At 73.8% G+C, this 23,387-nt stretch carries 19 protein-coding genes; 11 read left to right on the top strand and 8 right to left on the bottom strand.

Annotated elements, in window-relative coordinates; all coding sequences use genetic code 11:
• Window positions 1-28: 28 nt before the first annotated feature.
• Window positions 29-1,015, top strand: coding sequence for a hydroxymethylglutaryl-CoA lyase (locus WMF31_RS16730; RefSeq protein ID WP_436602900.1), 987 nt, complete (start codon window positions 29-31; stop codon window positions 1,013-1,015).
• A gap of 157 nt (window positions 1,016-1,172) precedes the next feature.
• Here WMF31_RS16730 and WMF31_RS16725 read toward each other — a convergent pair whose 3' ends face one another.
• Together WMF31_RS16725 and WMF31_RS16720 are read right to left on the bottom strand one after the other, a co-directional pair.
• A complete protein-coding gene (locus WMF31_RS16725; protein WP_436602899.1) occupies window positions 1,173-2,846 on the bottom strand; it encodes a MopE-related protein in 1,674 nt (557 codons plus the stop codon).
• Window positions 2,837-3,388 (bottom strand): hypothetical protein, encoded by a 552-nt coding sequence (locus tag WMF31_RS16720; protein ID WP_436602898.1) that lies wholly within the window; start codon window positions 3,386-3,388, stop codon window positions 2,837-2,839. The genes WMF31_RS16725 and WMF31_RS16720 overlap by 10 nt, the downstream gene beginning before the upstream one ends.
• A gap of 146 nt (window positions 3,389-3,534) precedes the next feature.
• Between WMF31_RS16720 and WMF31_RS16715 the strand changes: the two genes are divergently transcribed.
• Window positions 3,535-4,539, top strand: a complete 1,005-nt coding sequence (locus WMF31_RS16715) for a lamin tail domain-containing protein (protein ID WP_436602897.1) — start codon at window positions 3,535-3,537, stop codon at window positions 4,537-4,539.
• A 103-nt stretch (window positions 4,540-4,642) separates the two neighbouring features.
• Here the strand turns inward: WMF31_RS16715 and WMF31_RS16710 are convergent, their stop codons facing one another.
• Window positions 4,643-5,449, bottom strand: coding sequence for a peptidylprolyl isomerase (locus WMF31_RS16710; RefSeq protein WP_436602896.1), 807 nt, complete (start codon window positions 5,447-5,449; stop codon window positions 4,643-4,645).
• Between the two features lie 66 nt (window positions 5,450-5,515).
• On the opposite strand from WMF31_RS16710, the gene WMF31_RS16705 reads away from it, so the two are divergent.
• Window positions 5,516-6,199, top strand: a complete 684-nt coding sequence (locus WMF31_RS16705; RefSeq protein ID WP_436602895.1) for a DUF192 domain-containing protein — start codon at window positions 5,516-5,518, stop codon at window positions 6,197-6,199.
• Between the two features lie 112 nt (window positions 6,200-6,311).
• Here WMF31_RS16705 and WMF31_RS16700 read toward each other — a convergent pair whose 3' ends face one another.
• The gene (locus WMF31_RS16700; protein ID WP_436602894.1) at window positions 6,312-7,160 is read right to left on the bottom strand and encodes an MBL fold metallo-hydrolase; all 849 of its coding nucleotides are present in this window, start codon (window positions 7,158-7,160) and stop codon (window positions 6,312-6,314) included.
• Window positions 7,161-7,295: 135 nt separating this feature from the next.
• On the opposite strand from WMF31_RS16700, the gene WMF31_RS16695 reads away from it, so the two are divergent.
• From WMF31_RS16695 to WMF31_RS16675, 5 genes are all read left to right on the top strand, one after another.
• Window positions 7,296-8,633, top strand: coding sequence for a hypothetical protein (locus WMF31_RS16695; RefSeq protein WP_436602893.1), 1,338 nt, complete (start codon window positions 7,296-7,298; stop codon window positions 8,631-8,633).
• A gap of 125 nt (window positions 8,634-8,758) precedes the next feature.
• Entirely contained in the window at window positions 8,759-9,832 is a 1,074-nt protein-coding gene (locus tag WMF31_RS16690) for a 1-acyl-sn-glycerol-3-phosphate acyltransferase (RefSeq protein ID WP_436602892.1), read from the top strand.
• Window positions 9,833-9,861: 29 nt separating this feature from the next.
• Window positions 9,862-11,394 (top strand): protein kinase domain-containing protein, encoded by a 1,533-nt coding sequence (locus tag WMF31_RS16685; protein ID WP_436602891.1) that lies wholly within the window; start codon window positions 9,862-9,864, stop codon window positions 11,392-11,394.
• Between the two features lie 53 nt (window positions 11,395-11,447).
• Complete coding sequence (locus tag WMF31_RS16680; protein ID WP_436602890.1) at window positions 11,448-12,416, top strand: hypothetical protein; 969 nt, start codon at window positions 11,448-11,450, stop codon at window positions 12,414-12,416.
• Window positions 12,416-13,468: a hypothetical protein gene (locus WMF31_RS16675; protein ID WP_436602889.1), complete on the top strand. Its 1,053-nt coding sequence runs from the start codon at window positions 12,416-12,418 to the stop codon at window positions 13,466-13,468. The genes WMF31_RS16680 and WMF31_RS16675 overlap by 1 nt, the downstream gene beginning before the upstream one ends.
• 141 nt (window positions 13,469-13,609) lie before the next feature.
• Here the strand turns inward: WMF31_RS16675 and WMF31_RS16670 are convergent, their stop codons facing one another.
• The 3 genes from WMF31_RS16670 to WMF31_RS16660 form a co-directional block, all read right to left on the bottom strand.
• Complete coding sequence (locus WMF31_RS16670) at window positions 13,610-14,404, bottom strand: hypothetical protein (protein WP_436602888.1); 795 nt, start codon at window positions 14,402-14,404, stop codon at window positions 13,610-13,612.
• 9 nt (window positions 14,405-14,413) lie between these two features.
• Complete coding sequence (locus tag WMF31_RS16665; RefSeq protein ID WP_436602887.1) at window positions 14,414-15,112, bottom strand: DUF2914 domain-containing protein; 699 nt, start codon at window positions 15,110-15,112, stop codon at window positions 14,414-14,416.
• A gap of 165 nt (window positions 15,113-15,277) precedes the next feature.
• Window positions 15,278-15,472: a hypothetical protein gene (locus WMF31_RS16660; protein ID WP_129348796.1), complete on the bottom strand. Its 195-nt coding sequence runs from the start codon at window positions 15,470-15,472 to the stop codon at window positions 15,278-15,280.
• A 470-nt stretch (window positions 15,473-15,942) separates the two neighbouring features.
• On the opposite strand from WMF31_RS16660, the gene WMF31_RS16655 reads away from it, so the two are divergent.
• A complete protein-coding gene (locus WMF31_RS16655) occupies window positions 15,943-17,160 on the top strand; it encodes a serine/threonine protein kinase (protein ID WP_436602886.1) in 1,218 nt (405 codons plus the stop codon).
• A complete protein-coding gene (locus WMF31_RS16650; RefSeq protein ID WP_436602885.1) occupies window positions 17,157-19,373 on the top strand; it encodes a hypothetical protein in 2,217 nt (738 codons plus the stop codon). Before WMF31_RS16655 ends, WMF31_RS16650 begins: the two co-directional genes overlap by 4 nt.
• A gap of 159 nt (window positions 19,374-19,532) precedes the next feature.
• On the opposite strand, the gene WMF31_RS16645 is transcribed toward WMF31_RS16650, so the two are convergent.
• Window positions 19,533-20,396, bottom strand: coding sequence for a hypothetical protein (locus WMF31_RS16645; RefSeq protein WP_436602884.1), 864 nt, complete (start codon window positions 20,394-20,396; stop codon window positions 19,533-19,535).
• A 479-nt stretch (window positions 20,397-20,875) separates the two neighbouring features.
• On the opposite strand from WMF31_RS16645, the gene WMF31_RS16640 reads away from it, so the two are divergent.
• Window positions 20,876-23,269, top strand: a complete 2,394-nt coding sequence (locus WMF31_RS16640; protein ID WP_436602883.1) for a cyclic nucleotide-binding domain-containing protein — start codon at window positions 20,876-20,878, stop codon at window positions 23,267-23,269.
• Window positions 23,270-23,387 lie beyond the last annotated feature (118 nt).

The following is a 23,387-nucleotide window of genomic DNA, read 5'->3' as shown; positions in this document are numbered from 1 at the left end:
GCCCGGCTCCGGCGTGGAGGGTCAGCCGATGACCGAGGTCACCGCCGGGCGCCCCGCCGCGGATCGCGCCCCCGCCCACCCGCCCCTCTTCGCGCGGGTCGCCGACGCGGTCTCGATCTACGAGGTGAGCCCTCGCGACGGGCTGCAGAACGAGGCGGCGATGATCCCGCTCGAGGGCAAGCGGCGGCTCATCGCGGCGCTCGTCCGCGCCGGCCTCCGGCGGATCGAGATCACGAGCTTCGTCTCGCCGAAATGGGTCCCCCAGCTCGCCGACGCCGAGGAGCTCGCGCGGACGCTCGCGCCCGAGGAGGGCGTGACCTTCAGCGCCCTGTGCCCGAACGCGCGCGGCCTCGAGCGGGCGCTCGCGGCGGGCCTGCGCGAGATCGCCGTCTTCCTGAGCGCGAGCGAGGCGCACAACCGCGCCAACGTCAACAAGTCGATCGACGACACGCTCTCCGTGTTCTCGGAGATCGTCCCGCCGGCGCGCGAGGCGGGCCTCGCCGTCCGCGCCTACATCTCGACGGTGTGGGGCTGCCCGTACGAGGGCGACGTCGATCCGGCCCGGGTCGTGCGCATCGCGGAGCGGCTCCTCGCGCTCGGGTGCTACCAGGTCTCGCTCGGCGACACGATCGGCGTCGGCACGCCGAGGCAGACGCACGACATCGTCCGCCGCTTCCTCGACGCGATGCCGCCCGAGCGGTTCGCGCTCCACCTGCACGATACGCGGGGCACGGCGCTCGCCAACATCCTGATCGGGCTGGAGCTCGGGGTCCGCGATTTCGACGCGTCGGTCGCGGGCGTGGGCGGCTGCCCCTACGCGCCGGGCGCGGCCGGCAACATGGCCACCGAGGACCTCGTGTTCATGCTCCACGGGATGGGCATCCAGACCGGCGTCGACCTCGACCGGCTGATCGAGGCGGGCAACATCGCCGAGCAGGTCATCGGCCGCCCGCTCCCCGGCAAGGTCCACCGCGCCGGCCCCTTCCGCCTGCGCCGCCAGCCGACCCGCGGCTGAGCCCTGGCCGGGCGCGGCGCGAGCTCGAGGCGCTGGCCCGACGGCGCGCCGCGCTCGACCCGCGCCGCGGAGCGCCCGCGGCCGGAGCGCCCGCGGCCGGGCGCGGCGGCCGGAGCGCCCGCGGCCGGGCGCCCCCCGCGCCGCCGCGGTGAGCCCGTCAGTCGCCCGCCGTGCAGGCGAGCCGGGTGAAGAAGACGTGGTGCTCGCCGCCCTCGCGATCGTCGCGGAAGAGGATGCCGACGTCGCCGTCCGGTCCGAACGCGGCGACCGGGTAGATGCTGTCGCGAGCGGCGAAGGTGAGCCGCTGCTCGGCGCTGATCCGGGCGAGCTCCGCGTTCAGCATGACCGCGTAGAGCTCGTAGCCGTCGTTCTGGTCGCGATCGTCCGAGTAGATCGCGAGCAGCCGGTCGCCGAGCGGGCGCAGGTACGGGTACCTCGAGCGGAACGGGCCCGGGTCGGAGATGGGCGTGGGCGGCGTGAGCACCTCGCCGTCCTCCGAGATCGCCGCCCCGTAGATGCCCTTGGGGCTCGCGGACTTGTCGAACCACGCGACGACGTAGCGATCCCCGTTCCAGACCACCGTCGGGTAGACCGCGTCGGTGTCGCCGGTCGTCAGCGTGATGACCGGCGACCGCGGATCGAGCTCGGCGGTGAACGTCTGGAACTTGATGAAGTGCGTGGCCGCGTCGCCCGTGGCCCACGCGACGCCGATGCCGCTCCGCCCCGCCGCGGCGGCGGGCGCCTCGTTGCCGAAGCCGTTCGACGAGTCGGTGAGCTGCACGTTGTCGCCGATCAGGTTGCCGTCGACGTCGATGCGCTGGGCGTACAGGTCGAAGAGGCCGTTGCGCTCGTCCTGCCAGACGGGGATGAACTCCGTGCCGTTCCACGTGAGCGCCACGTTGACCGAGAAGCCGGGCGCGCTCGAGATGCGCCGATCGCCGCCCTCGACCTTCTGGCCGTCCTCATCGAGCAGAGAGAAGTAGACCTCGTAGTCGCCGTCGCGCCGGTCCTGCCAGGCGACGCCGTACCGATCGCCGACCCACACGATGGGCCCGCCGGCGGCGTCGCCGTTCCGCGGCGTGATGACCTGCTCGCCGGGCGGGAGCGGCTGCCCGCCCTCGCCGAGCAGCGAGCGATACACGCTGAAGCCCTGCGTGGTCCCGGAGTAGATCGCCGCGTAGGAGGCGCCGCTCCAGGCGAGGCCGCCGGCGCCGGCCGGCGCGATGTCGCCCGAGATGCGCGTCGCGTCCGCGTCGCGCGGCGCGAAGCGCGCGCCGTTGTCGATCGTGCCGTCGCAGTCGTTGTCGACGCCGTCGCAGATCTCGACCGCGCCAGGGAAAGCCGCGGCGCTCGAGTCGTCGCAGTCGTCGCCGCACGAGAGCGGCTCGCCGGGGCGCGCGCCGGGCAGCGCCGCGCGGTGGCCGTCCCCGTCGAGGTCGAGCGTCGACGGCCCGTAGCTGCACGTCCCCGTCGCGCTCTCGCACGTGTCGCGGGTGCACGGGTCGCCGTCGTCGCAGTCGACGGGCTCCAGGCTGACGCACGTGCCGCCGCGCCGCGCGCCCCCGCCGGCCGCGGCGCTCCCGTCGGGCGCCGCGCCGCCCTCGGCCCGGTCCGGCTCGAAGAGCTGGCAGATCACCGGCTTGCAGAGGTCGTCGGCGCCGGGGCAGTCGGCGTCCACCTCGCACTCCGGCGCGGGCGGCGGGATGGTCAGCCCGGTCCGCGCCCCGCACCCGCCCGAGAGCGCCCCGCCGAGCCCGGCGATGCCGAGCACAAGGAGCGCCAGCGCTGCCGTTCGATGCGCACGCCGCGCCATGGTCCGGGTCACAGGCATCCGCCGATCCCCTGGACGTCGATCGGCTCGCACACGAACCCCGGATCGCAGCTGTCGTCGCCGTCGAGCGGGCAGAGCTCGACGCACTGCGTGCCCGCGCCGGTCACCACGCAGGTGAACCCGGCGCCGCACCCCTCGCCGCCGCCGCACGGATCGCCCTGCCCGCCGGAGCCGGCCCGCGCGCAGTAGGCGCCGTAGATCTCCTGCCCGCACGGCTCACGCGGATACTGCACGTAGATGAAGCACCCCTCTCCGGGGCCGCAGGAGCCGCTCGCCTGATCGTAGGGATCGCACTGGAAATCGGTGATCGGCGGCCCCGCGTCGGGACAGCCGGGATCGATGTACTCGTCAAGCGGGTCCTCGCCGACGTCCGCGCCGCCTCCGCCCCAGCCGTCCGGCCCGCGGGGCGAGCCGGCCTCGCCGCCGGTGCCGCCGACGGACGGATCGTCCACGATGACTGTCTGGCCACACCCCACGGCGAGGCCCAGCCCGGGGAGCGGCACGCAGAGGAGCGTCAGGAGGAGCGAGGAGCGCCGAAGCATGGCGCCCATGCTATCGATTCCTCGCGCACCTGCCACGCATTTGGCGACGCCAGCACCCTCTGGACGCAACCGCAAGAGGTGGATTCTTGCCCCTGGACTGCAATCCCACTTGCCTGTTGGCCGGCACTCTGGTGTATCTCTCAATAATGCAAACACGCAACCTCCTCAGCATCGCGCTCCTCGCGGCTTTCCCCTTCGCGCTCGCCCAGCTCGTAGCTTGCGGTGGTGACGACTCGACCGGAGAAGGCGGAGCAGACACCACCACCACGACCACCACCGGGAGCGGGGGCAGCGGCGGCGGCGAGGGCGGCGGCGGCGGCGAGGGCGGCAGCGGCGGCGGCGGCGAGGGCGGCGGTGGCGAGGGCGGCGGCGGCGGCGGCGAGGGGGGCAGCGGAGGCGGCGAGGTCGCCGGGGAGCCCGCCGGCCACCTGCTGATCTCCGAGATCGTCGTCGCGCCCGGCGCGGCCGAGTTCATCGAGATCTGGAACCCGACCGAGACCGACGTCGACCTCAGCAATTACTACCTTTCGGACAACTCCGTATATTATGCCCTCACTGAGGGCAGCACCTGGATGCCGGCCGGCACCGCGGGTACGGACTTCCTGGTCCAGTTCCCCGCCGGAACGACCATTGCGGCGGGGGCGTACCTCGTGCTCGCGAGCGACGAGGACTTCGAGCTCGAGTACGGTCGGTGCGCCGACTTCGCCCTTGACGAGTCGCCCATCCCCTGCGGGGGTGAGGATGTGACGCCCATGGTCGCGCCCGAGAACGGCTCGCTCGGCGCGCAGGCCGGCGCGCTGTTCACCAACGACGCGGAGATGGTGGTGCTCTTCGAGTGGGATGGCACCGTGGGCAGCTCGCTCAAGGACGTCGATTATGTCACCTGGGGCGAGGCCGCGGGGGCGTCGGCGCGCGCGGACAAGACAGGGAAGGCGGACTATGTCGCGGATACCGCGCGCCAGAGCCAGCGGCCGGCCCACACCGCCGGCGACCGGGAGAGCATCGCGCGCTGCAGCGATGTCGAGTTCGGCGAGCTCCTGACCGAGGGCAACGGCCTCAGCGGCCATGACGAGACGAGCGAGTGGCTCGACGTCAGCTTCGTCTTGGCGAGCCCGACGCCCGGCGAGGAGAACGATTGCCCTCAGCCGTGATCGTCCACCCCACCGAGGCTCGGGCCCGCCCGGCGCCGGGGCGCTCACCGCGCCGCAGGCGCCGGCGCCGCGGCGGGCGCCCGCGGCCCGCGCGGCGCCGCGCTCACTTCCGTGTGATCGTCACCTTCTTGATGACGGGCGGGTTGACGGGGCGCTCGCCCTTGACCTCGACGCTCGCCAGCTTGTGGACGAGCTCCTCGGGCCCGCACTCGCCGAAGATCGTGTAGCCGCCGTCGAGGTGGAACGCGGGCGCGTCGGTGATGAAGAACTGCGCCGAGTTGGTGTTCTTGCCGCGGTTCGCCATGCACAGGAGGCCCGCGCGGTCGTGGCTGCCGTCCTCCCAGACCTCGTCGGGGATCACGTAGCCGGCCTCTCCGGTGCCGTTCTTCTTGGCGTCGCCGCCCTGGATCATGAACCCCTTGATGATCCGGTGGAAGATCGTCCCGTCGTAGGCGGGCTTCTTCTCCCATTTCCCTTCCGGCGTCTTCCAGGGCCTGATCCCTCGCGCCAGGCCGACGAAGTTGGCCACCGTGATCGGCGCCTTGTCGTGGAACAGCGTGCAGGACAGCGCGCCGAGATCGGTCTCGATGGACGCGGTCAGCGTCTCGCCCGGCGGCAGCCCCTTCGTGGCGTCCTCGAGCGTCCACTTGCCCTTGAGCGGGTCGTCCTCGCTGGGCTTGACCTCGGCGACCGGCTTCGCGGCGACCTTGCGCCGCTGCGGCTGAGCGCGCGCCTTGTCCTTCTCCCCCTTGCCGTCGGCCTGCGACGCGCGCGCCTGCGTCGACGCGGGCGTCGTCTTCGCCTTCGGCGACTCTTCGGCCGTCGGCTCCGGGGTCTTCGAGCATCCGGCGAGGAGCGCCAGCGCGGCGAGGGCGGGGATGGACTGAGTGGCGAGGGCTCTGGCAATCATCGGGCAACGATTTGCGCGTCGCGGTCCGGCGGTCAAGGAGGAGCCTCGCCGTGGTAGGGAAGCGGCATGAGCTCGCGCTGCGCCCTCGCGATCCGCCCGTTCTCCCCTGCCCTGCCCGCCCCGCTCGCGCCGGCCCTGGCCGTGTTGATGTTCGGGATCGCCGCGGGCGCGTGCGAGCGCAGGGTCGATGAGCCGGCGCCGCTCGCGCCCCGCGCCGATCGGGTCGACGGGCCCGCCCGCGACCCCGCGCCCCCCGCCTCGACGGGGACGGGCGCTGGCCGCTGCATTCACGCGACGCCGACGACGCCCGAACGACCGCCGCCGACGCACGCCGGCCCGGATCCGGCGTGCCCCGACGACCCGACCGGCCCCTTCCAGCTCGCGACCGGCAAGGTGATCTTCCTCGATGCCAGGGCGCCCGACGTGCTGGTCGAGGTCGCGAGGAAGGAGGAAGAGCGCGCCCGCGGGCTCATGTACCGCAAGAGCATGCCGGAGGACCGCGGGATGATCTTCGTCTTCGAGCAGCGGCGCAACCACGCGTTCTGGATGCACAACACCTGCATCTCGCTCGACATGCTGTTCATCGACCGCGACGGCACGATCGTCGGTATCCAGGAGAACACGCCGACGCTCAACGACTCGACCTTTCAGGTCGGATGCCCTTCCACGTACGTGCTCGAGCTGAACGCCGGCTGGGCGCGGCGCCACGGCGTCGTCGCGGGCCAGAAGGTCCGGCTCGAGGGGATCTGACGCTCGCGCGGGCGCGTGAGCCGCGCGCCGCCGCCGCCGCCGCGGCGCGCCGGCGTCGCCGCGGCGCGTGAGCCGCGCGCCGCCGCCGCGGCGCGCCGGCGTCGCCGCGGCGCTACATGCCGCGGAAGAGGTCGAGCTGGCGCGCGGGGGCCAGCGCGCCGACCGAGGCGCGCGCCAGGCCGGGCGGCGGCCCCGCCGGCGGCGCGGCGTCGAGGACGAGCGGCCCGCGCGGCGGCGCGGCGAGCAGGCGCGTCCGCCGGCCCGAGAGGGCGTCGCGGGCGGCCTCGAGCGCGAGCTCCGGGCGATTGTTGATCTCCGAGAGGTGCATCAGCGCGACCGTGTGCGTGCCGCCGGGCAGCGCCGCGAGCAGCGCGCACGCCTGCGCGTTCGACAGGTGGCCTCGCGACGAGGAGATCCTGCGCTTGAGGTGCTGCGGGTACGGGCCGCCCGCGAGCATGTCCGCGTCGTGGTTCGACTCGAGCAGCAGCACGTCGCAGCCGGCGACGTGCTCCAGGAGCCCCGGCGGGACCTCCCCGAGATCCGTCACGAGCGCGGCCCGCCGCGCGCCGTCCCCCACGACGAGCGCGACCTGCGCCGCGTCGTGCGGCAGCGGCCGCGGCGAGACGGTGAGCGCGCCGATCTCGAACGGCTCGCGCGGCGAGAAGACCCGGACGCGCGCCGGGTCGCCGAGCGCCGCGGCGCGCGCGGTCGCCTCCGAGGCGTAGATCGGGATCTTGAGCTTCTTGTTGTACCGGGCCGCCGCGCCGACATGATCCGCGTGCGCGTGCGTGATGACGATCGCGTCGGGCGCCCAGCCGGGCTCGCCGCCCGCGGCCGCGGCCGTGAGGCACTGCTCCAGCACCCGGGGCCCGACGCCCGCGTCCACGAGGATCCTCGTGCCGCGGGAGGCGAACAGCGTGGCGTTGCCCCCGCTCCCGCTCGCGATGATGGTGATCTTCATGTCCGGCTCCGCGGAACGGGTCGCCCCTGACCCGTAGCGCGGGCGGGGGGAAGGGCGCAAGTGCGCCGGTGGTGGAGCGCCGCGCGGCGCGAAGCGCTCGCGAAGGCGCCCGAACGACGCTACAGGATTTCAATCGTGGTACCCTCCTCCCGTCCACCCCCTGCTCCCGGCGCGGAGGCGCCGCCCGGCGAGCCCCAGGGCGGCGGCGCGCGCCGCGGCAAGCGGCACCGTCGCGCGGTGATCGCGGCGCTCTTGGTCGCCGTGGTCGGCGTCGCCGCCGCCGCGGTGCTCGTGCTGGCGCCGCCCGCGATCCGGCGGGAGATCATCGCCGAGGCCCGCGCGCGCGGCATCGCGCTCGATCCGGGCGAGGTCGAGCTCGGCCTGCGCGCGATCCGCCTGCGCGGCGCGCGCTTCTCGCTGCTCGGGGTGCGCGGGCTCTCGGGTACGCTCGCGCGCGCGACGATCGAGCTGCGCGGGCTCTCGCCTGCGCGGATCGCGGCGGAGCGCGTCGAGCTCGCCCTGGTCGGGACCGACGCCCTGGAGGGCCTGCCGGCGTGGGCGGCGCGGTACGGCGCGCGCGCGGCCGCGCTGCCGCTCGCCGCGGGCAGCGTCCGCGTGGGCTTCCGGGATCGCGACGGGGCGCCGGATGCGTTCGCGCTCGAGGGCGCGTCCCTCCAGCGCGGCGCGGGCGCCGCCGCGCCGCCCGGCGCGCTGCGGCCGGAGCGCGGCGTCCTGAGGCAGGCGCGCGTGCTGGTCGCCGACAAGGAGATCGCGCGCACCGACGTCGCCTGGTCGATCGGCGCGGCCTCCGTCTCCGTGGGCCTCGGCGGCGAGGAGGTGGCCACCGCGCCGCTCCGGGCCGAGCTCCGGCCGCGCCCGTCGCCGGGCGCCGCGATCGAGATCGCGCCGACGCCGCTCACCTCGGTCGCCGCGCTGCTCGGCGTCGACGTCGGCGCGTCGCGGATGATCGTCTCCGGCACGCTCGATCTGCGGCTCGCGGACGGCGCGGCCCGGACGGCCCTGTCGGAGGCGCCGATCGAGGGCCCGATCGCGCTCACGGTGAAGGGCTTCACGCTCCCCCACCCCAGGGAGCTCGACGGGCTCCTGTTCGGCGACACCACGGTCCTCAAGGCGGACGCGCACCTCTCGGCGGACCGCCAGCGCGTCGCGCTCAGCCGCGTGGAGGTCGCCGCCGGCGCGCTGAAGCTCGGAGGAACGGGCACGATCCAGCGCGACGGGGCGGACGCCTCGATCGCGATGGATCTGTCCGGTTCCATCCCGTGCTCGCTCCTGGCCGGCTCTGCCGCGCAGGCGCACCTCGCCGGCGTCGTCGGGCTGCTCGCGGGCGACCTGGCGAGGCGCACGCTCGCGGGCACGGTGGCGGTCCGGCTGCGCGTCGATGCGCGCGCGAGCCGCCTCACGGCCGCGCGTGTCGATCCGAGCGCGATCTTGCGGTGCAAGGTCCGCTTCTAGGGCGGCGCTCGTTCCGGAGGCGGGCGGCGAGCGTTCCGCCGGCGGATGGCGCTCGTTCCGCAGGCGGGCGCGCGCGGGAATACCGCTTCCCCTCGGTCGCGTCGCACGCTAGGGCACCGGGACCGGTGCTGATCCTACCGAGAGAGCCGCGCCCAGACCTCGACCTCGTGAAGGACGCGATCGCCGCGTTCCGCGAGAAGGGTCGCGAGCGCGTCCGGCCGAACGACCTCGACGCGCGCGATCCGGCGTTCATCGCCCGGGTGCTCCCGCTGCTCGGCCTCCTCTACGACGACTACTGCCGCTGCGAGACCGAGCTCGAAGAGGAGCTGCCCGATGGCCCCTTCCTCGCCATCGGCAATCACAACGCGATGACCGGAATGCCGGATATGTACTGCCACATGACGGCGTTCTGGCGGCGTTACGGGACCTCTCGCCCGGCCTATGGGCTGATGCACGACCTCCCGTTCAACGTCCCGAAGGCCGGCGCCTGGCTCAACGCCAGCGGCGCCATCGCCGCGTGCCCGGAGAACGCCCGGCGAGCGCTCGCCCGGGGCGCGGCGCTGCTGGTCTTCCCAGGCGGCGATCTCGATGCGTGCAAGCCCACCTCGGCGCAGTACACGATCCGCTTCGGCCAACGCCGCGGCTTCGTCCGGCTCGCGATCCGCGAGGGCGTGCCGATCGTGCCGATCGTGAGCGTGGGCGCGCACCAGTCGCTCTACATCGCCACCGACGGGCGCCGGCTCGCCGAGTGGCTCGGCTTGCCCCGCCTCGCGCGCTCGAACGTCGCGCCGCTCGGCCTCGCGCTGCCATGGGGGCTCATCGTCGGCGTCCCGATCCCCCACGTGCCGCTGCCTGTGAAGATCCACACGCGCATGCTCCGCCCGCTGCACCTCGGGCTGCCGAGGGGCGCGGCCGACGACCCCGTCCAGGTGGAGCGCGCGTTCGAGCGGATCGTCGCCGTGATGCAGGCCGGGCTCGACGAGCTCCGGGCGGCGGGCCGGCACGGCCTCTTCCCGCGCGCCGAGCGGGGCTCTCCGCGCGTCGAGCGGGGCGCCCCGCGCGCCGAGCAGGGCGGAGCACCGCGCGGCGGCGCGGCCGCAGCGTTCGCGCCGAACGTGTGGGCCGGCGCGCACGCCGCGCCGGGAGCAGCGCGCGCGCGACAAAGGGCGGTCGGCCTCGCGGGGCTCTCGGAAAAATGAGCCCGTTCATGTAGGCTTGACCGCCAGCCGTGACCCCCGACCGCACCGCGCAGCTCCTCGCACCGCTGGCCCAGCCCGGAGAGCTCATCGCGGCCAAGTACCGCGTCGAGCGGGTCATGGCCATCGGCGGGATGGGCGTCGTGCTCGCGGCGCGCAACGAGGATCTCGATCAGCAGGTCGCCATCAAGATCCTGCGCCAGGACGCCCTCGCGAACCAGGAGGCCGTGGCGCGCTTCCTGCGGGAGGCGCGCACCGCGGCGCGCCTCCAGGGCGAGCACGTCGCGCGCGTGTTCGACGTGGGCACCACCGAGGGCGGCGTGCCGTTCATGGTGATGGAGTTCCTGAGCGGGCTCGACCTCCAGCAGGTCATCGACACGCGCGGCCCGCTGCCCGTCCAGGATGCGGTCGACTACGTGCTCCAGGCGCTCGAGGCCGTGGCCGAGGCGCACGCGGCCGGCGTCGTGCACCGGGACATCAAGCCTTCGAATCTGTTCCTCGCCGAGCACGCGGACGGGACACGGCGCATCAAGGTCCTCGATTTCGGCATCTCGAAGGGGCAAGGCCTCGACTCGCCCGCGGAGCCGGGGCTCACGTCGACGAAGCAGGTGATGGGCTCGCCCGGGTACATGTCGCCCGAGCAGATGATGACGCCGAGGAGCGTCGACGGGCGCGCCGACGTCTGGTCGTTCGGCGTGCTGCTGTACACGCTCGTGACCGGCGAGCCGCCGTTCCAGGGAGAGACGGTCGCGGCGGTGATGGCGAACATCCTGCACCAGCCGGTGCCGCGGCTGCGCGACAAGCGCAGCGACGCGCCTGCCACGCTGGAGCGGATCGTCGCCCGCTGCCTGGAGCGCGACGTGAACGCCCGGTACGCCAACGTCGGCAAGCTCGCGCAGGCCCTCGAGCCGCTCGGGTCGAGCTTCGCGAAGCTGTCGACGTCGCGCATCCAGAGCGCGATCGGCGCGGCGTCTCCGGCGGGACAGACGCTGCTCAACGCGAAGGGCGCCGAGGAGAGCGACAGCCTGTCCGGCGCCTCGTGGACCCGCACGAACCTCCGCGGAAGGTCACGCCGCAGGCTGCTCGTGGCCGCCGGCGTGACGTGCGTGCTGGCCGGCGTGGTCACCGCGGCCGTGTGGCTGATCGCGGGTCCCCGCGGGGCGCCGGACACGTCGGGCCCTGTGGCGGCGCGCGAGCCCGAGCGCGCGAGCCCGAGCGCCGTGAGCTCCGGCGCGCCGCTCGGCGCCGCGTCGCCGAGCGCGCCGTCTGCCGTCCCCGGGACCGCCGAAGCGGCGAGCCCGGCGGCGCCGGGGCCCGCGCCGTCCGCGGCCTCGTCGACGACGCCGGGGCCCGCGCCGTCCGCGGCCTCGTCGACGCCGCCGGGGCCCGCGCCGTCCGCGGCCTCGTCGACGCCGCCGGGGCCCGCGCCGTCCGCGGCCCCGGGGGGCACCGCCGCCTCCTCACCGCCGAGGGCCTCCTCCTCCGGGGCGCCGCTCAGGCCCGCGCCGGCGCCAAGGCCGCAGAGATCGATGAGCGAGGACGATATGCTGAGGAACCGCCATTGAGATCATCACGACCGCGACACACGGGTGCATGGTTGCTCACGCTGCTCTTTGGGATGAGCCTGTCCGCGCCGCTGCGGGCCGAGCCCACCGCGGCGGACAAGGCCCTGGCCGAGGGGCTGTTCCAGGACGGCAAGCGGCTCATGGACGAGGGCAGGCTCCAGGAGGCGTGCGCCAAGCTCGCCGAGAGCCAGCGCGTGGATCCCACCGTCGGGACGCTGCTGAACCTCGCCGTCTGCCACGAGAAGGAAGGCAAGACGGCCAGCGCGTGGGCCGAGTTCAAGGAGGGCTCGTCGCTGGCGGCGAGCCTCGGGCAGCAGGATCGCGCCGAGTTCGCGGCCAAGCGCGCGGCCGACTTGGAAGCCCGCCTGACGCGCCTCGTCCTCGAGGTGGCGGACGCGACGCCGGGGATGGTGATCACGCTGAACGGCAACGAGCTCAGCGCGGCCGCGGCCACCGGCTCGGGCATCCCGGTCGACCCGGGCGAGGCGACCATCGAGGCGAGGGCGCCGGGCAAGCAGCCCTGGCAGATGCGGGTGACGCTCGATCCGGGGCCGAGCGCGAAGCAGGTGACCATCCCCGCGCTCGCGAACGCCCCCGCGCCCGCCGAGGCGAGGCCGGCGTCCCCTCCCCCGCCGCGCCCGCCGCCGGCGCGCCCGGGGGTCGAAGCGACGGGCAACTCGATGCGCACGCTGGGCTTCGTCGCCGGCGGCGTCGGGCTGGCGGGCATCGGCGTGGGATCGGTGTTCGGGGTCATGGCGATGCAGAAGGCCGGGGAGGTCGAGGAAGGCTGCAGCGGCAACTTCGGCTGCAGCCCGGCGGATGTGGCCAACAACGACGACGCCCGGACGAGCGCGATGGTCTCGAACATCGCGGTGGGCGCCGGGCTCCTGTGCCTCGGGGCCGGCGTCGTGATGGTGCTGGTGTCCCCGTCGGCGGAGCGCGCCGTCGCGGGACAGCCGATCTGGGTCGCGCCCAGCGTCGCCTCGGACGGGGGGCGCTTGACGCTCGGAGGCCGATGGTGATGCGAAGCTCAGCGACGACCGCCGTGACGCTCGCGCTCGCCGCGCTCGCGCCGTGTCTCCACGGCTGCGGCGAGATCGCGGGGATCGAGGATCGCGAGGTGATTCCCCTGATCGTCATCGCGGCGAACCAGACGCAGCCCCACGCGATCGCGCTCGACGAGGAGGCGGTCTACTGGACCAACCTGGGCAACGACGGCACCCGGGGCGACCACACGGGCGGCTCGCTCCGGAAGCAGATCAAGGACGAGAGGGAGATCATCGACCTGCTCGCGCCCTCTGGCGAGGCGCCTTACGCCCTCGCGCTGGACGCGACGCACATCTACTGGTCGCTCACCGACAACGACCTGCCCAGGGGCTGCGCGGACACCAACATCGAGCGCGACAAGCTGCGGCGATTGTCGAAGCAAGAGCCATTTCCGGCGACCTACGCGCCGAGCCTCTGGGGAGGCTGCGGCAAGGCAGAGACGATCGCGGTGGACGCCACGCGGGTCTACGGCGCGCGCCCCACCGCCGACCGCGTCACCTGGGTACCCAAGGAGGACGAGGACAGCGACGGCAAAGGGGTGTCGCTGGAGACGAACGGAGATCCCACCGGCGTCGCGACGGATGGTGCGCGCGTCTACTGGACCGACAGCGCCCTCGGGAGGCTCGCCGTCACGGATCCGAGCGAGGCGGATCCAGATACGATAACGGTCCACGTCGAGCGCGCTGGTGCTCAGCCAGGCTTGCTCGTGATGGACGACGTCAACCTGTACTGGCTCACCGAGGACAGCGTCCTGCGATCTCCGCGAAGCCCGTCGCCCGCGACGGCCGAGCCGGTGGTCCTCCGCGGTGGCCTGGCGCGCCCTGCCGGGATCGCCGCCCACGGAGAGTACCTCTACGTCACCGACGCGGAAGAGGGGGTCGTCTATCAGATCCACAAGGATCAGAAGGTCCCGACGAGGGCGATCGCGGAAGGCCAGGACGGCCCGACGGGGATCGCCGCGGACGACACAGGCGTCTACTGGGTGAACAAGACCTCCGGCGAGGTCGTGAGGTTCTTCGAGGGCTGACACGCGGCCGCCACCCGCCGGGCAGCGGCGCCGCGGGGAGCGCTCGGCGGCTCCGGCTCCATCGACCTGCGGGTGGACTCCGTCGACCCGCAGGCGGGCTCAGTCGACCCGCAGGCGGGCTCAGTCGACCCGCAGGCGGGCTCAGTCGACCTGCAGGTGGAAGTGCGGCGGCCGCGACTCTTCGAGCGCGAACACGCCGCCCACCTCCTCCACGCCGTCGAGGAACGCGCGCTTCTCGGCCGAGGTCATGTCCCGGTTCCGGATGTCCACCGCGCCCTCCCGGAGGTGCGCCGAGATGAACACGCCGCGCTCGACCTGGGAGCGAATCACCTCCTCGATGGCCGCGGTCACGGCCCCGGGCGGCAGCCCGGCCGACCGCGCCTCCTCGTAGGCGCTCAGGATCTCGCGCGCCGCCGTCTTGTCCCTGTACAGGCCGAGGACATCGGCGCCGTGCCGGAAGAGATCGAGCATCGCCTCCGCCTGCCGCGCGGGATCCCGCGTGCCGCTCGTGACCACGATCTCCTTTCCGGTCCGCCGGAAATAGGCGTCGGCGATCTCCGCGACCTTCTGCTCCACGGCGGGCGCGAGGGTGATGCCGGTCAGCAGCACGTAACGGCGCTCCTCCTCCGGCCCCGGCGACGGCGCGCGCCGCCGGGAGGAGGCGCGCGCCTCCCTCCCGGGCTCGTCCGGCCCGTCGTCGCCCTCCGGGACCTGCAGCGACAGCACCCTGGCCGCGGGTCCGTCGGGCATCCAGAAATGAATCCCCACCTGCGCGCCGGGGGCGCTCGCGGAGGGCGACGCCCGTCGCGCGCCGGAGAGCTCGGGCTCGGGCGCGGGCCGGGAGGCGCAGCCTCCGGCGGCGAGCGCGAGGAGCAGGGCCGCGGCGAGCCGGGCGCGCTGGAGAGAGGAGGATCGCGAGCGCAACTTGCGAGCCACGGGCGCCTCCTACTTCGTGATCGTGAACGAGGCGCGCGCGAGCTCGCCGCCCGCCGCGTCGCTGACCGCCACCGACCAGACCCCCGCCGCGCGCGCCTTGCGCGTCGCCGCCCACGTGCGAAAGCGCCGCTGCGCGCCGACCGGGAGGCGGATGCGCAGCGGCGCGCTCCCGTCGGGCGGCGTGAAGGTGACGCGGATCTCGGAGGCGGCCTGCTCCTTGTTCGAGAGCTCGACGAAGGCGTAGAGGCGGTCGGCCTCCGCGCGAGAGAACGAGGTCGCCGCCTCGATCGGCTCGCGGCCGGCGATGCCGCGTGAGACGACGAGCCGCACCACCTCGAGCTCGGGGACCGCGACCGCGCCCCCGTCCTCCGCGCCGATCTGCGCCCCGCGCCCTGCGCCGTCCGCGGCGCGCGCCGTCGTGGCCGATCCCGACCTGCGACGCCGCTCCTTTGCCGCCCCGCGCGCTGCCCGGGACGCGCCCTTCTCCGCGACGCGCTCTGCCCCGCTGTCCTCCGCTCCGGCCACGCCGTCCGCGGGCGCCGAGCTCGGCGGCGCGTCGCCCTCCGGCCCGCTGCCCGGCCTCTCCTGGGCCGCCCGGCTCAGCGCGGGAGGCTCCTCCCGGACGATCCGCGCGATGGCCTCGCTCGGATCGCTGCAGCCGGACGCCGCCCCGCCGAGAGCGGCGGTCGCCAGCGCCAGGATCCTCATCCTCCGTGTCGTTCCCCGGGTGTCCACGCCCGACGAAGTGCCACGGTTCAGCCGAACGGGCGAAAAAACGGCCACCCGGCCGCCGGGGCCCCCCTGTCACCGCGGCGCCGCGCGCCGGTCCGTCGGCGGGGCCCCCTCCCGGCGCGCGCCTCGAGGCGCCCCGCCTCAACGCTTCAAGCGGGACCAGCGTGGGCTGTTTGCCAATTCACCTTCTGACGCATCACCGAAATCCGTCACCGCGCTGTCTTCGATCATGAGGATGAGCAGCCCCCCGCTCGCACCTCGTGCCGTCGTCGCCCGGGATCCCTGGCTTGCCTCCCGAGACGGATGGTCCGAGCCTGCCGCTGCGATCTGCTTCATCTCCAGCTCCTTGCCCCCTTCAACATCGAGACGCACGCCCCGTCCGGCCTGTCTGCACTCTCGTGCACCGTACCCGAGGCGAAAACCGAGCTAGGCGCGGGAACGCCAGTGTTCGCAGAATAGTCATAATCCCGACTGAAAATCACCAGAAAAATCTCTTCTTCTGGGTTCTGTCCATCGTCTTTCATGTCGCATGCTCCCAGGGCTCGCGCGGTTCGCGTGGTTCGCGTGGCGCACGTGATGCGACAGGACACCGAAAGTTCTGCCCGGACCGCACTCTTCTGTTACGGCTCTTCAGGAGCGCGATACCAGCAGGAACGTGAGGTCTGGTGACTTCGCGCCTGCGCGTCGGCCCCGGAGGCACCGTGGCTCCTGACCCGGCGGCGCTCGGAAGACGGGTTGCCGTGTAAGCCCTGGGCCCTGCTCGTACGTAATAGCTACGCCCCGGCCTGAGAGAGGAGACGGCGCGCATGGAGCAGATCGGCGATTACCTCGTTCGGCGCCTCCTCGGCGAGGGGGGGATGGGCAAGGTCTACGAGGGCGAGGAGCGCCTGTCGGGCCGGCGGGTCGCGCTGAAGGTGCTCCGCCCGGAGCTCGCCCGGAGCGAGCAGGGACGGCGCCTCTTCCTCAACGAGATGCAGATCCTCGCGCGCCTCGAGCACCCGAACGTCGTCCGGAGCCTCGCCAGCCTGGAGGCCTCCGGCGAGCTCGTGATGGTGCTCGAGTACCTCGACGGCCAGACGCTGCGATCCGTGCTGGGCGCCGCAGGTCGGCTCCCCTGGCCGGAGGCGGTGCGGATCGTCGCCTCCGTGGCGAGCGCGCTCGCCGCGGCCCACGGCCAAGAGCCGCCGGTGATCCACCGCGATCTCAAGCCCGAGAACATCATGGTGCAGCGGGATGGCAGCGTGAAGGTGATGGACTTCGGCATCGCCAAGGTCGTGGAGGCGATGAACCAGACCAACACGCAGAGCGTCGGCACCCTGCAATACATGAGCCCTGAGCAGATCGACGCGCGCTCCATCGACCACCGCTCGGATCTCTATTGCCTCGGGCTCATCCTGTACGAGGCGCTCTCCGGGCGCCCGCCGTTCCAGTCGGCCTCGCCGCGGGAGCTGCTCAACCTGCAGTGCACGGCGGAGCCGCCGCCGCTCGACGACGACGTGCGGGGCGCGTTGCCCCGCGGCATCGAGCAGCTGCTCTTCGCGCTGCTCGAGAAGGCGCCCGAGGACCGACCGTACCTCGCGCAGGACATCGTGGACCGGCTGGAGCCGTTCCAGGCGGCGACGACATCGCCGCGCGGGACAGGCGGCGACCGCGGAACCAGCGGCGACCGCGGAACCAGCGGTGACCGCGGAACCAGCGGCGACCGCGGGACAGGTGGCGAGCGCAGGACCGGCGGCGACCGCGACGCGACGCCGTCGCCGTCGCGCCCGGGCCGCGCCGCGCGGGAGAGCGCGCCGGGCGACGCGCGCATCTCCTCCGGGGCGGGCGCGCCGCCCGCCGATACGATCGCCCTCGTCGACCAGCTCGACCGGACGCGCGACGTCCCGACCGGGGTCGCGATCGCGATCATCGTGGCGCTGTCGGCGCTCGCGGGCCTCGGGACGTACGCGCTGCGCTCGACGCCGAGCGCGCCGCAGCCGCCCGACAGCGCCGCCATCCCGGCCCCGCCGGCGGGGGCGCGGTGAGGCGCGCATCGCCGGCCCCCGCGGGCCGCGGCGCGATCGCGCGCCTGCGGCAGCTCGCGCCGCTCGGCGTGGGCGCCCTGGTCGCCGCGGCCGCGCTGGCCGCGCTCGCGCCCTCGCGATCCGGCCCCGGGGCGAGCGCGCGGCCGAGCGCCGCCGTGGCGCCGGCCCTCCCGCTCGCGCAGCCGCGGACCTCGGCGCAGGACTGCGCCGCGTGCCACGGCCGCCAGGCCGCGGAGTGGCGCCGCTCGGTGATGGCGCACGCGGTGACGAGCCCGCTCTTCAACGCCCTGGAGAGCCTCATCGAGGAGCAGGTCGGGCGCGACGCCGGCTGCCCGGACGGCGCGGGCATCCTGCGCAAGGCCGATCCCGCGCGGGCCTGCCGCGATCGGCAGAGCGGCCTCGCGGTGACCGGCTCGGGCGGCGAGCACTGGTGCGTGAACTGCCACGCGCCCGCGGAGAACCTCGACCCCGCCATGCCCGCGTGGGACGGCCGCCCCGGCGGCGATCCGCGCACGCGCTTCCCCGTGCGCGACCTGCTCACCCGCCGCGGCCTCGAGGGGATCTCGTGCGGCTTCTGCCACCAGGTGCACGGCCCGGTCGGCCCGCGCGAGCGCGCCGGCTACCAGGGCAACCCGACGTGGAGGTCCACCGTGACGGGCGCCGTCTTCGCGGCGCGCCCCGAGGACGTGCGCGGCCTGTTCGGCATCGCGAACAGCGGCTACGCGCTGCGCCCGGACGAGCTCCTGCTCCCCGCGGGCCGGAGCGCCGCCCTTCGCGCCGGGCCCCCGCCGGCGGACCCGGGCGGCGGAGCCGATCCCGTGGTGCACGGGCGACCGTCGGGACGCGCGAAGGCCTACCTGCGCTCGAGCGAGTTCTGCGGCGCCTGTCACGACGTGCGCCTGTTCGGCACCGACAGCCTCGCCGCGGCGAAGGGCGAGCATTTCAAGCGCCTGCGCAATGCGTACACCGAGTGGTCGGACTGGGCGAGATCCGAGGAGCGCGCGGGCCGCCGCGCGGCGACCTGCCAGGACTGCCACATGACCACGTACCCGGGCGTCTGCGAGGCGGCCCCCGGGGCGCCCGGGCAGGATCCCGAGTGCCCGCCGGGCACGCGCTTCACGCCGCGCCCCCCGGGCGCGCGGCCGCGAGGCCGGGTGGCCCACGACTCCGCCGCTCCGTCGGAGGTCGCGACGCATTACTTCTCGGGGGTCGATGTGCCGCTCTCGGACGAGTTCCCCGACGCGCTCGTCGACGAGCCGTCGCTCGATGTCCACGGCATCCCGGCCAGCGCGCGCCGCCGCCGCGACATGCTCCTCCGGCGCACGTTCCGCTTCGGGCTGGGCGCCGCGAGGCGCGCGGGCGCGGGCGGCGATCGCCTCGAGATCCCGGTCGAGATCGAGAACACAGGCGCCGGACACAAGGTGCCGGCCGGCTTCAGCCAGGAGCGCGAGATTTGGATTCACCTCGCGGTCAAGGATGGAAACGGGCGAGTGCTCTACGAGGTCGGGCGCGTCGACCGCGCCGACGAGGATCTGCGAGACAAGGTGTTCGCCCGCGTGACCACGGATCCGGACGCAAACGCCCCCTTCGGGGCAACGAGCGCCCGAGGAGGCCTGTTCGGCGCCGACGTTCGCGACGGCCCCGATGTCCCCCGCTGGGATCCACCGCCGCGGCTCGGCGGCACGTCGTTCCGCGGGCGAGGGCTCATCAACTTTCAGAACGGGTTCCTGCGGTGTGTCCGCTGCATCGGCGTCGTGGCCGCGGACGGCACCTGTCAGCCCGGGCCAGGCCAGGGGCTCCACCACGCCGACCGCTTCGCCGACGGCGACTACGACCCGGACACCGGGGCGTGCGGCTCGAACCTCTCGGGGCCCAACGCGTTTCTGGAGGTCTATTTCCCGGTCGGCGCGCTGGACGCGAGCCGCGGAGTCGTCAAAGGGCCCGACGCGATCATCGACACGCGCTCCGTGCCGCCGGGCGTGCCGATCCGGTACACGTACGAGCTCTCGACCGGGGGTCGGCGCGGCCCCTTCCGGGCGGAGGCGAGGCTGCTGTTCCGGGCGTTTCCCCCCTTCCTGATCCGCGCCTTCGCCGCGTACGAGCGGGAGCAGGCGCGGCGCGGCCTCAGGCCGAGCGGACCGCTCGTCACCGGCGCGATGCTCGATCGCCTCGAGGTCGTCGAGCTCGCGCGCGCCGAGGTGGAGATCCGCTGACGGGAGGTCACCGCGATGGATCCGCCGGAGAGACAGGCGCCCCGACGCGCCGGAGCACAAATAGGGGCGAGCCCCCACCCCGGCCTGCGGGGTAAGGGCTTCGCTGAGGTGGAGCTGGAATGTTCAGCCCGTCGCGCTCATGAGAGGTGTCCCGGACGATCAGGGAGGAGGCGGGGGCGGCTCGGTCGACTCCGGCGGAGGCAGCTTGACCAGCCTGGCGATCCGGTAGGGCTGCTTGGACGGGGACTCATAGCTCTTCAACGACGAGGTGAGGCTCCAGGTATAGCCGAGCAGGATGTCCGTGCTCGAGTCCGTGTACACGCGCATGTAGCCCACCCCGATGCCGCCCTCGCCGGTCGCGCACCTGCTGTCCGAGTACTCGCCGAGGTTGCACCCGTGCGGCGAGTTGGTCGAGTCCACGATCGGCACCATGTACTGCTTCGTCCCCGAGTAGCGGGGCATGATCTGCCGGGTGAGCTCGACGGCCGGGCCCGTGATCATGACCGTGTGACCGCTGTAGAGCACCTCGTCCTCGATCCCGTCCCCGTCCTCGTCCCCGTCCTCCCTCACGAGGCCGACGACGAGGACGTCGCCCTTCTGGATATCCACCGCCTTGGTGACGCGGCGGAAGTGCGTCTCGACCCACGGGGTCGGCGCGCCGAGCGCCGGGCTCATGCTGATGAGCTGGAAGTAGTAGTCGGACGTGGGGCTGGTCGAGTCCCACATGTTGTAGAGGTCTGCCGGCGAGTACCCCATCGCCTTCCGCAGCGACAGCGTGAAGAAGCACGCGGCCTTGGTGCTGGCGGACCACGCCGGATGGGTCTCGGACGGCTCCTCCCAGTTGACGTAACACCCGCCCTCGGTGCTGGAGCTCCACTCGTTCACGACCGCGTTCTCGGCGATCTCGAGGGCGTAATCCACGTGGTCCTTCTGGACCTGGGCGCTCGCGGGCGCCGGATCGAACGTGACGAAGGACGCGGCAGCCAGGGATGCGACAGCTAAACTCGTCGTGCGCCTACTCATACATCTACCTCGTTGATCTGAATGACCTTGCATGTGTGCTCTGGAGCAGATGCCCGTCATTTCATGCTGAGCCACCAAACGAACCCTGGCGCCGAAGATGCCGAGTATAGCAGGATGGATATTCACGACGTTCGGCTTGGGTGTCAAGGCCCTTCTCCGGGCGCCGTCTTTTTTTTTCGTTCGCTTCTGCTTGTTATGTGTTCCTCGAACATGAAGTAAGACCATGTCGTCCTTCGAGACAGCGGATGCGTGATGGTATGAAGCGATGATGTCCCGCGGAGTGGTGCGTCGTCGCCCGGGCGCGCGTCTCGGGGTCGATCTTCGCGGCGAATTTCCCTTCATTTGCGAGACGTTGGCTCCGATCGCCGGCCTGCCCCTCCGGAGCCTACCCCCGCCCGCAGCGACCGGGAGCCGTGCTGATGCCCTCATCAGACCACACGCGAGAAAACGTGCACGATGCAGAATTCCAACGCGACCACATGTGGCCGCCAGGGGTGTTCAACACACCTTGGCTGCGAGGGCTCGACGAGCGCGCCCGGCGAGAGATCGCCGGGGCGGGCAGGCTCCGTTCGATCGCTCCGGATGAGGTCGTTTATCGCGCCGGCGACGCCGGCGACGCCTTCTTCGTCGTGGCGTCCGGGCGCGTCGGCCTGCGCGCGACGCGCCGCGGAGACGACCGCGACACGGAGGTGCGCGCGGCCGCTCCGGGCGATGTCCTCGGCGAGGAAGCCGTGGTGGGCACCCCGCGCAGGACCACCGCGGTCGCGCTCGCGCCCAGCGTGCTCGCCGAGATCCCCGTCCACCTGTTCCGCCGCGCCGCCGGCCGCTCCGGCAACGCCGAGGCGGCCGAGGAGCTCGAGCGCGCGCTCTGGAGGAGCGCCACGCGCGACCTCCTCGGCACCCTCGCCTTCACGCGCGATCTCGATCCCGGAGACCTCGACGCCCTCCTCGACGCGGCGAGCCACCGCCGCTTCGAGCGGGGGCAGGCCGTCTATCGCGCCGGGGATCCGGCGACCGAGCTGTGGCTCATCGCCGACGGCATGGTGCAGATCCAGGCCGAGGAGGGCGATCGCATCCATGTGCGCGCCTACCTCACCCGGGGCGATTTCTTCGGCGATGTCGAGCTCGACGACGGGCGCTGCCGGGAGGCGACCGCGGTGGCCAGCGGGGCGACGACGCTGCTGTCCGTCCCCGCGGGGGTGTTCGCTGCCCTCGCGCGGAAGCACCCGGGCCTGATCCCGCGGCTCCGGCGCTTCACCGGCGAGCGCCACGCCGCGCAGGACGCGGTCGTCGCCGGCCCCGCGCGCCACCACACGGCGCACGTGTTCCGGGATCTCTACCGGCTGCAGATCGCGCGGTCGCTCCTGGTCATCGACCTCGAGACGTGCGCCCGGTGCGGGCACTGCGCGTGGTCCTGCGCCGACCTGCACGGGGCCTCGCGGCTCGTCCGCCGCGGCGACAAGGTGGTCGCGCGCGTGGAAGAGAGCGGCGACGACGCGGGGCGGATCGCCCGGCAGGCGGCGCCGCGGAGCCTCCTCCTGCCGAACTCCTGCCAGCATTGCGAGCGCCCCGCCTGCATGATCGAGTGTCCGACCGGCGCCATCGGCAAGGACACGGGGGGCGAGGTGGTCATCCGGGACGCGCTCTGCACCGGCTGCGGCGCCTGCGCCAAGGCGTGCCCCTGGGAGAACATCGTGATGGCGCCGCGGCCCGCCTCCGCGCCGCGCCCGGGCGGGGGCGCGCGGGGAGGCGCCGATTTCCCGGACCTCGCGGTCAAGTGCGATCTCTGCCGCGAGCACGACGGCCCCGCGTGCGTGCAGGCCTGTCCCACGGGCTCGATATTCCGCGTCAACCCGGCGGAGGAGATCGCCGACGTCCGCGATCTGCTCGGCGGAGCGCGGCGCGCGCAGGAGCGCGGCGCGAGCGGGGGCGCGCCGCGGGGCGACGCGGCGCTCCTCGCCGGGAGCGCGATCGCCGCGGCCGGGATCGGCGCGGCGGGGCTCATGGCGCACGCGGGCGGCGGGGCGCGGCCGGGCGAGGGCGCCGCCCTCTGGGCGGGCGCCGCCGCGGCGGCCGGGATCGCGCTGCTCCTGCTGTACGCCGTCCCGAAGCGCGCCGCCCGGTGGCTGTGGATGCGGCCCCGGCGGCGGGGCGGCGCGGCCAGGGGCGCCGGCGACGCAGCGACCAGGGAGACCGGCGACGCCGCGCCCGACGCAGCGACCAGGGAGACCGGTGACGCCGCGCCCGTGCGGAGCCGACTGCGCTGGCACCTGTCGGGTCACCTCGCGACCGGCCTCGTCACGGCCGGCCTCGCGCTCGCGCACGCGCCGTGGCCGCGGTCCGGCCGCCCGACGCTCGGGGCGGCCCTGCACCTCGTCTTCTGGGCGACCGCGGCGGCCGGCGCGTTCACGGCCGCCGCCTACCGGCTCGCGCCGCGGCGCCTCGCGCGGATCGAGCGCACCGCGGCGCTCCCCGAGGATTTCGCCGCGGCCCGCGCCGAGCTCCTCGAGCGCCTCTACGGCGAGGTGAGCGGCCGCAGCGATCTGGTGAAGAAGATCGTCGAGAAGGTCCTCGTGCCCTACGTGCGGAGCCCCCTCGGCCCGCTCGCGCTCCTCGCGTCGGGGCGCGGCCTGCGCGCCGAGGAGCGCGCGCTGCGCGCCCGCATCGACGCCGTCCTCGAGGGGCGCGGCGCGGAGCGCCTCGCCGGCCTGGCCGAGCTCATCCGCATCGCGGTGGAGCTGCGCGCCCTGCGGGCCCAGCGCGCGCTCCTCCTCGCGCTCCGCGCGGGCCTGCCGGTGCACATCGTCACCTTCGGCGTCGCCGTCGCGTTGCTCGCGCTCCACGCGATCACGGCCGCCAGCGGGGTTCGATGAGCGCGATACGCCACGCACCATTGCCCACATCGCATCATGCGCCGTCGCCCACATCGCATCACGCACCGTCGCGCACATCGCCTCATGCGCCGTCGCCCACATCGCATCTCACGCACTG

Source organism: Sorangium sp. So ce1036 (assembly GCF_051369805.1).
GTDB lineage: Bacteria > Myxococcota_A > Polyangia > Polyangiales > Polyangiaceae > Sorangium > Sorangium cellulosum_F.
This window is presented reverse-complemented; position numbering and strand designations above follow the sequence as displayed.

Excerpts from the sequence above, each read along its gene's own strand:
- WMF31_RS16730 (WP_436602900.1), top strand. The coding sequence starts at position 29 with ATGACCGAGGTCACCGCCGGGCGCCCCGCCGCGGATCGCGCCCCCGCC.
- WMF31_RS16725 (WP_436602899.1), bottom strand. The coding sequence starts at position 2,846 with ATGCCTGTGACCCGGACCATGGCGCGGCGTGCGCATCGAACGGCAGCG.
- WMF31_RS16720 (WP_436602898.1), bottom strand. The coding sequence starts at position 3,388 with ATGCTTCGGCGCTCCTCGCTCCTCCTGACGCTCCTCTGCGTGCCGCTC.
- WMF31_RS16715 (WP_436602897.1), top strand. The coding sequence starts at position 3,535 with ATGCAAACACGCAACCTCCTCAGCATCGCGCTCCTCGCGGCTTTCCCC.
- WMF31_RS16710 (WP_436602896.1), bottom strand. The coding sequence starts at position 5,449 with ATGATTGCCAGAGCCCTCGCCACTCAGTCCATCCCCGCCCTCGCCGCG.
- WMF31_RS16705 (WP_436602895.1), top strand. The coding sequence starts at position 5,516 with ATGAGCTCGCGCTGCGCCCTCGCGATCCGCCCGTTCTCCCCTGCCCTG.
- WMF31_RS16700 (WP_436602894.1), bottom strand. The coding sequence starts at position 7,160 with ATGAAGATCACCATCATCGCGAGCGGGAGCGGGGGCAACGCCACGCTG.
- WMF31_RS16680 (WP_436602890.1), top strand. The coding sequence starts at position 11,448 with ATGAGCCTGTCCGCGCCGCTGCGGGCCGAGCCCACCGCGGCGGACAAG.
- WMF31_RS16675 (WP_436602889.1), top strand. The coding sequence starts at position 12,416 with ATGCGAAGCTCAGCGACGACCGCCGTGACGCTCGCGCTCGCCGCGCTC.
- WMF31_RS16665 (WP_436602887.1), bottom strand. The coding sequence starts at position 15,112 with ATGAGGATCCTGGCGCTGGCGACCGCCGCTCTCGGCGGGGCGGCGTCC.
- WMF31_RS16660 (WP_129348796.1), bottom strand. The coding sequence starts at position 15,472 with ATGAAGCAGATCGCAGCGGCAGGCTCGGACCATCCGTCTCGGGAGGCA.
- WMF31_RS16655 (WP_436602886.1), top strand. The coding sequence starts at position 15,943 with ATGGAGCAGATCGGCGATTACCTCGTTCGGCGCCTCCTCGGCGAGGGG.
- WMF31_RS16645 (WP_436602884.1), bottom strand. The coding sequence starts at position 20,396 with ATGAGTAGGCGCACGACGAGTTTAGCTGTCGCATCCCTGGCTGCCGCG.
- WMF31_RS16640 (WP_436602883.1), top strand. The coding sequence starts at position 20,876 with ATGTGGCCGCCAGGGGTGTTCAACACACCTTGGCTGCGAGGGCTCGAC.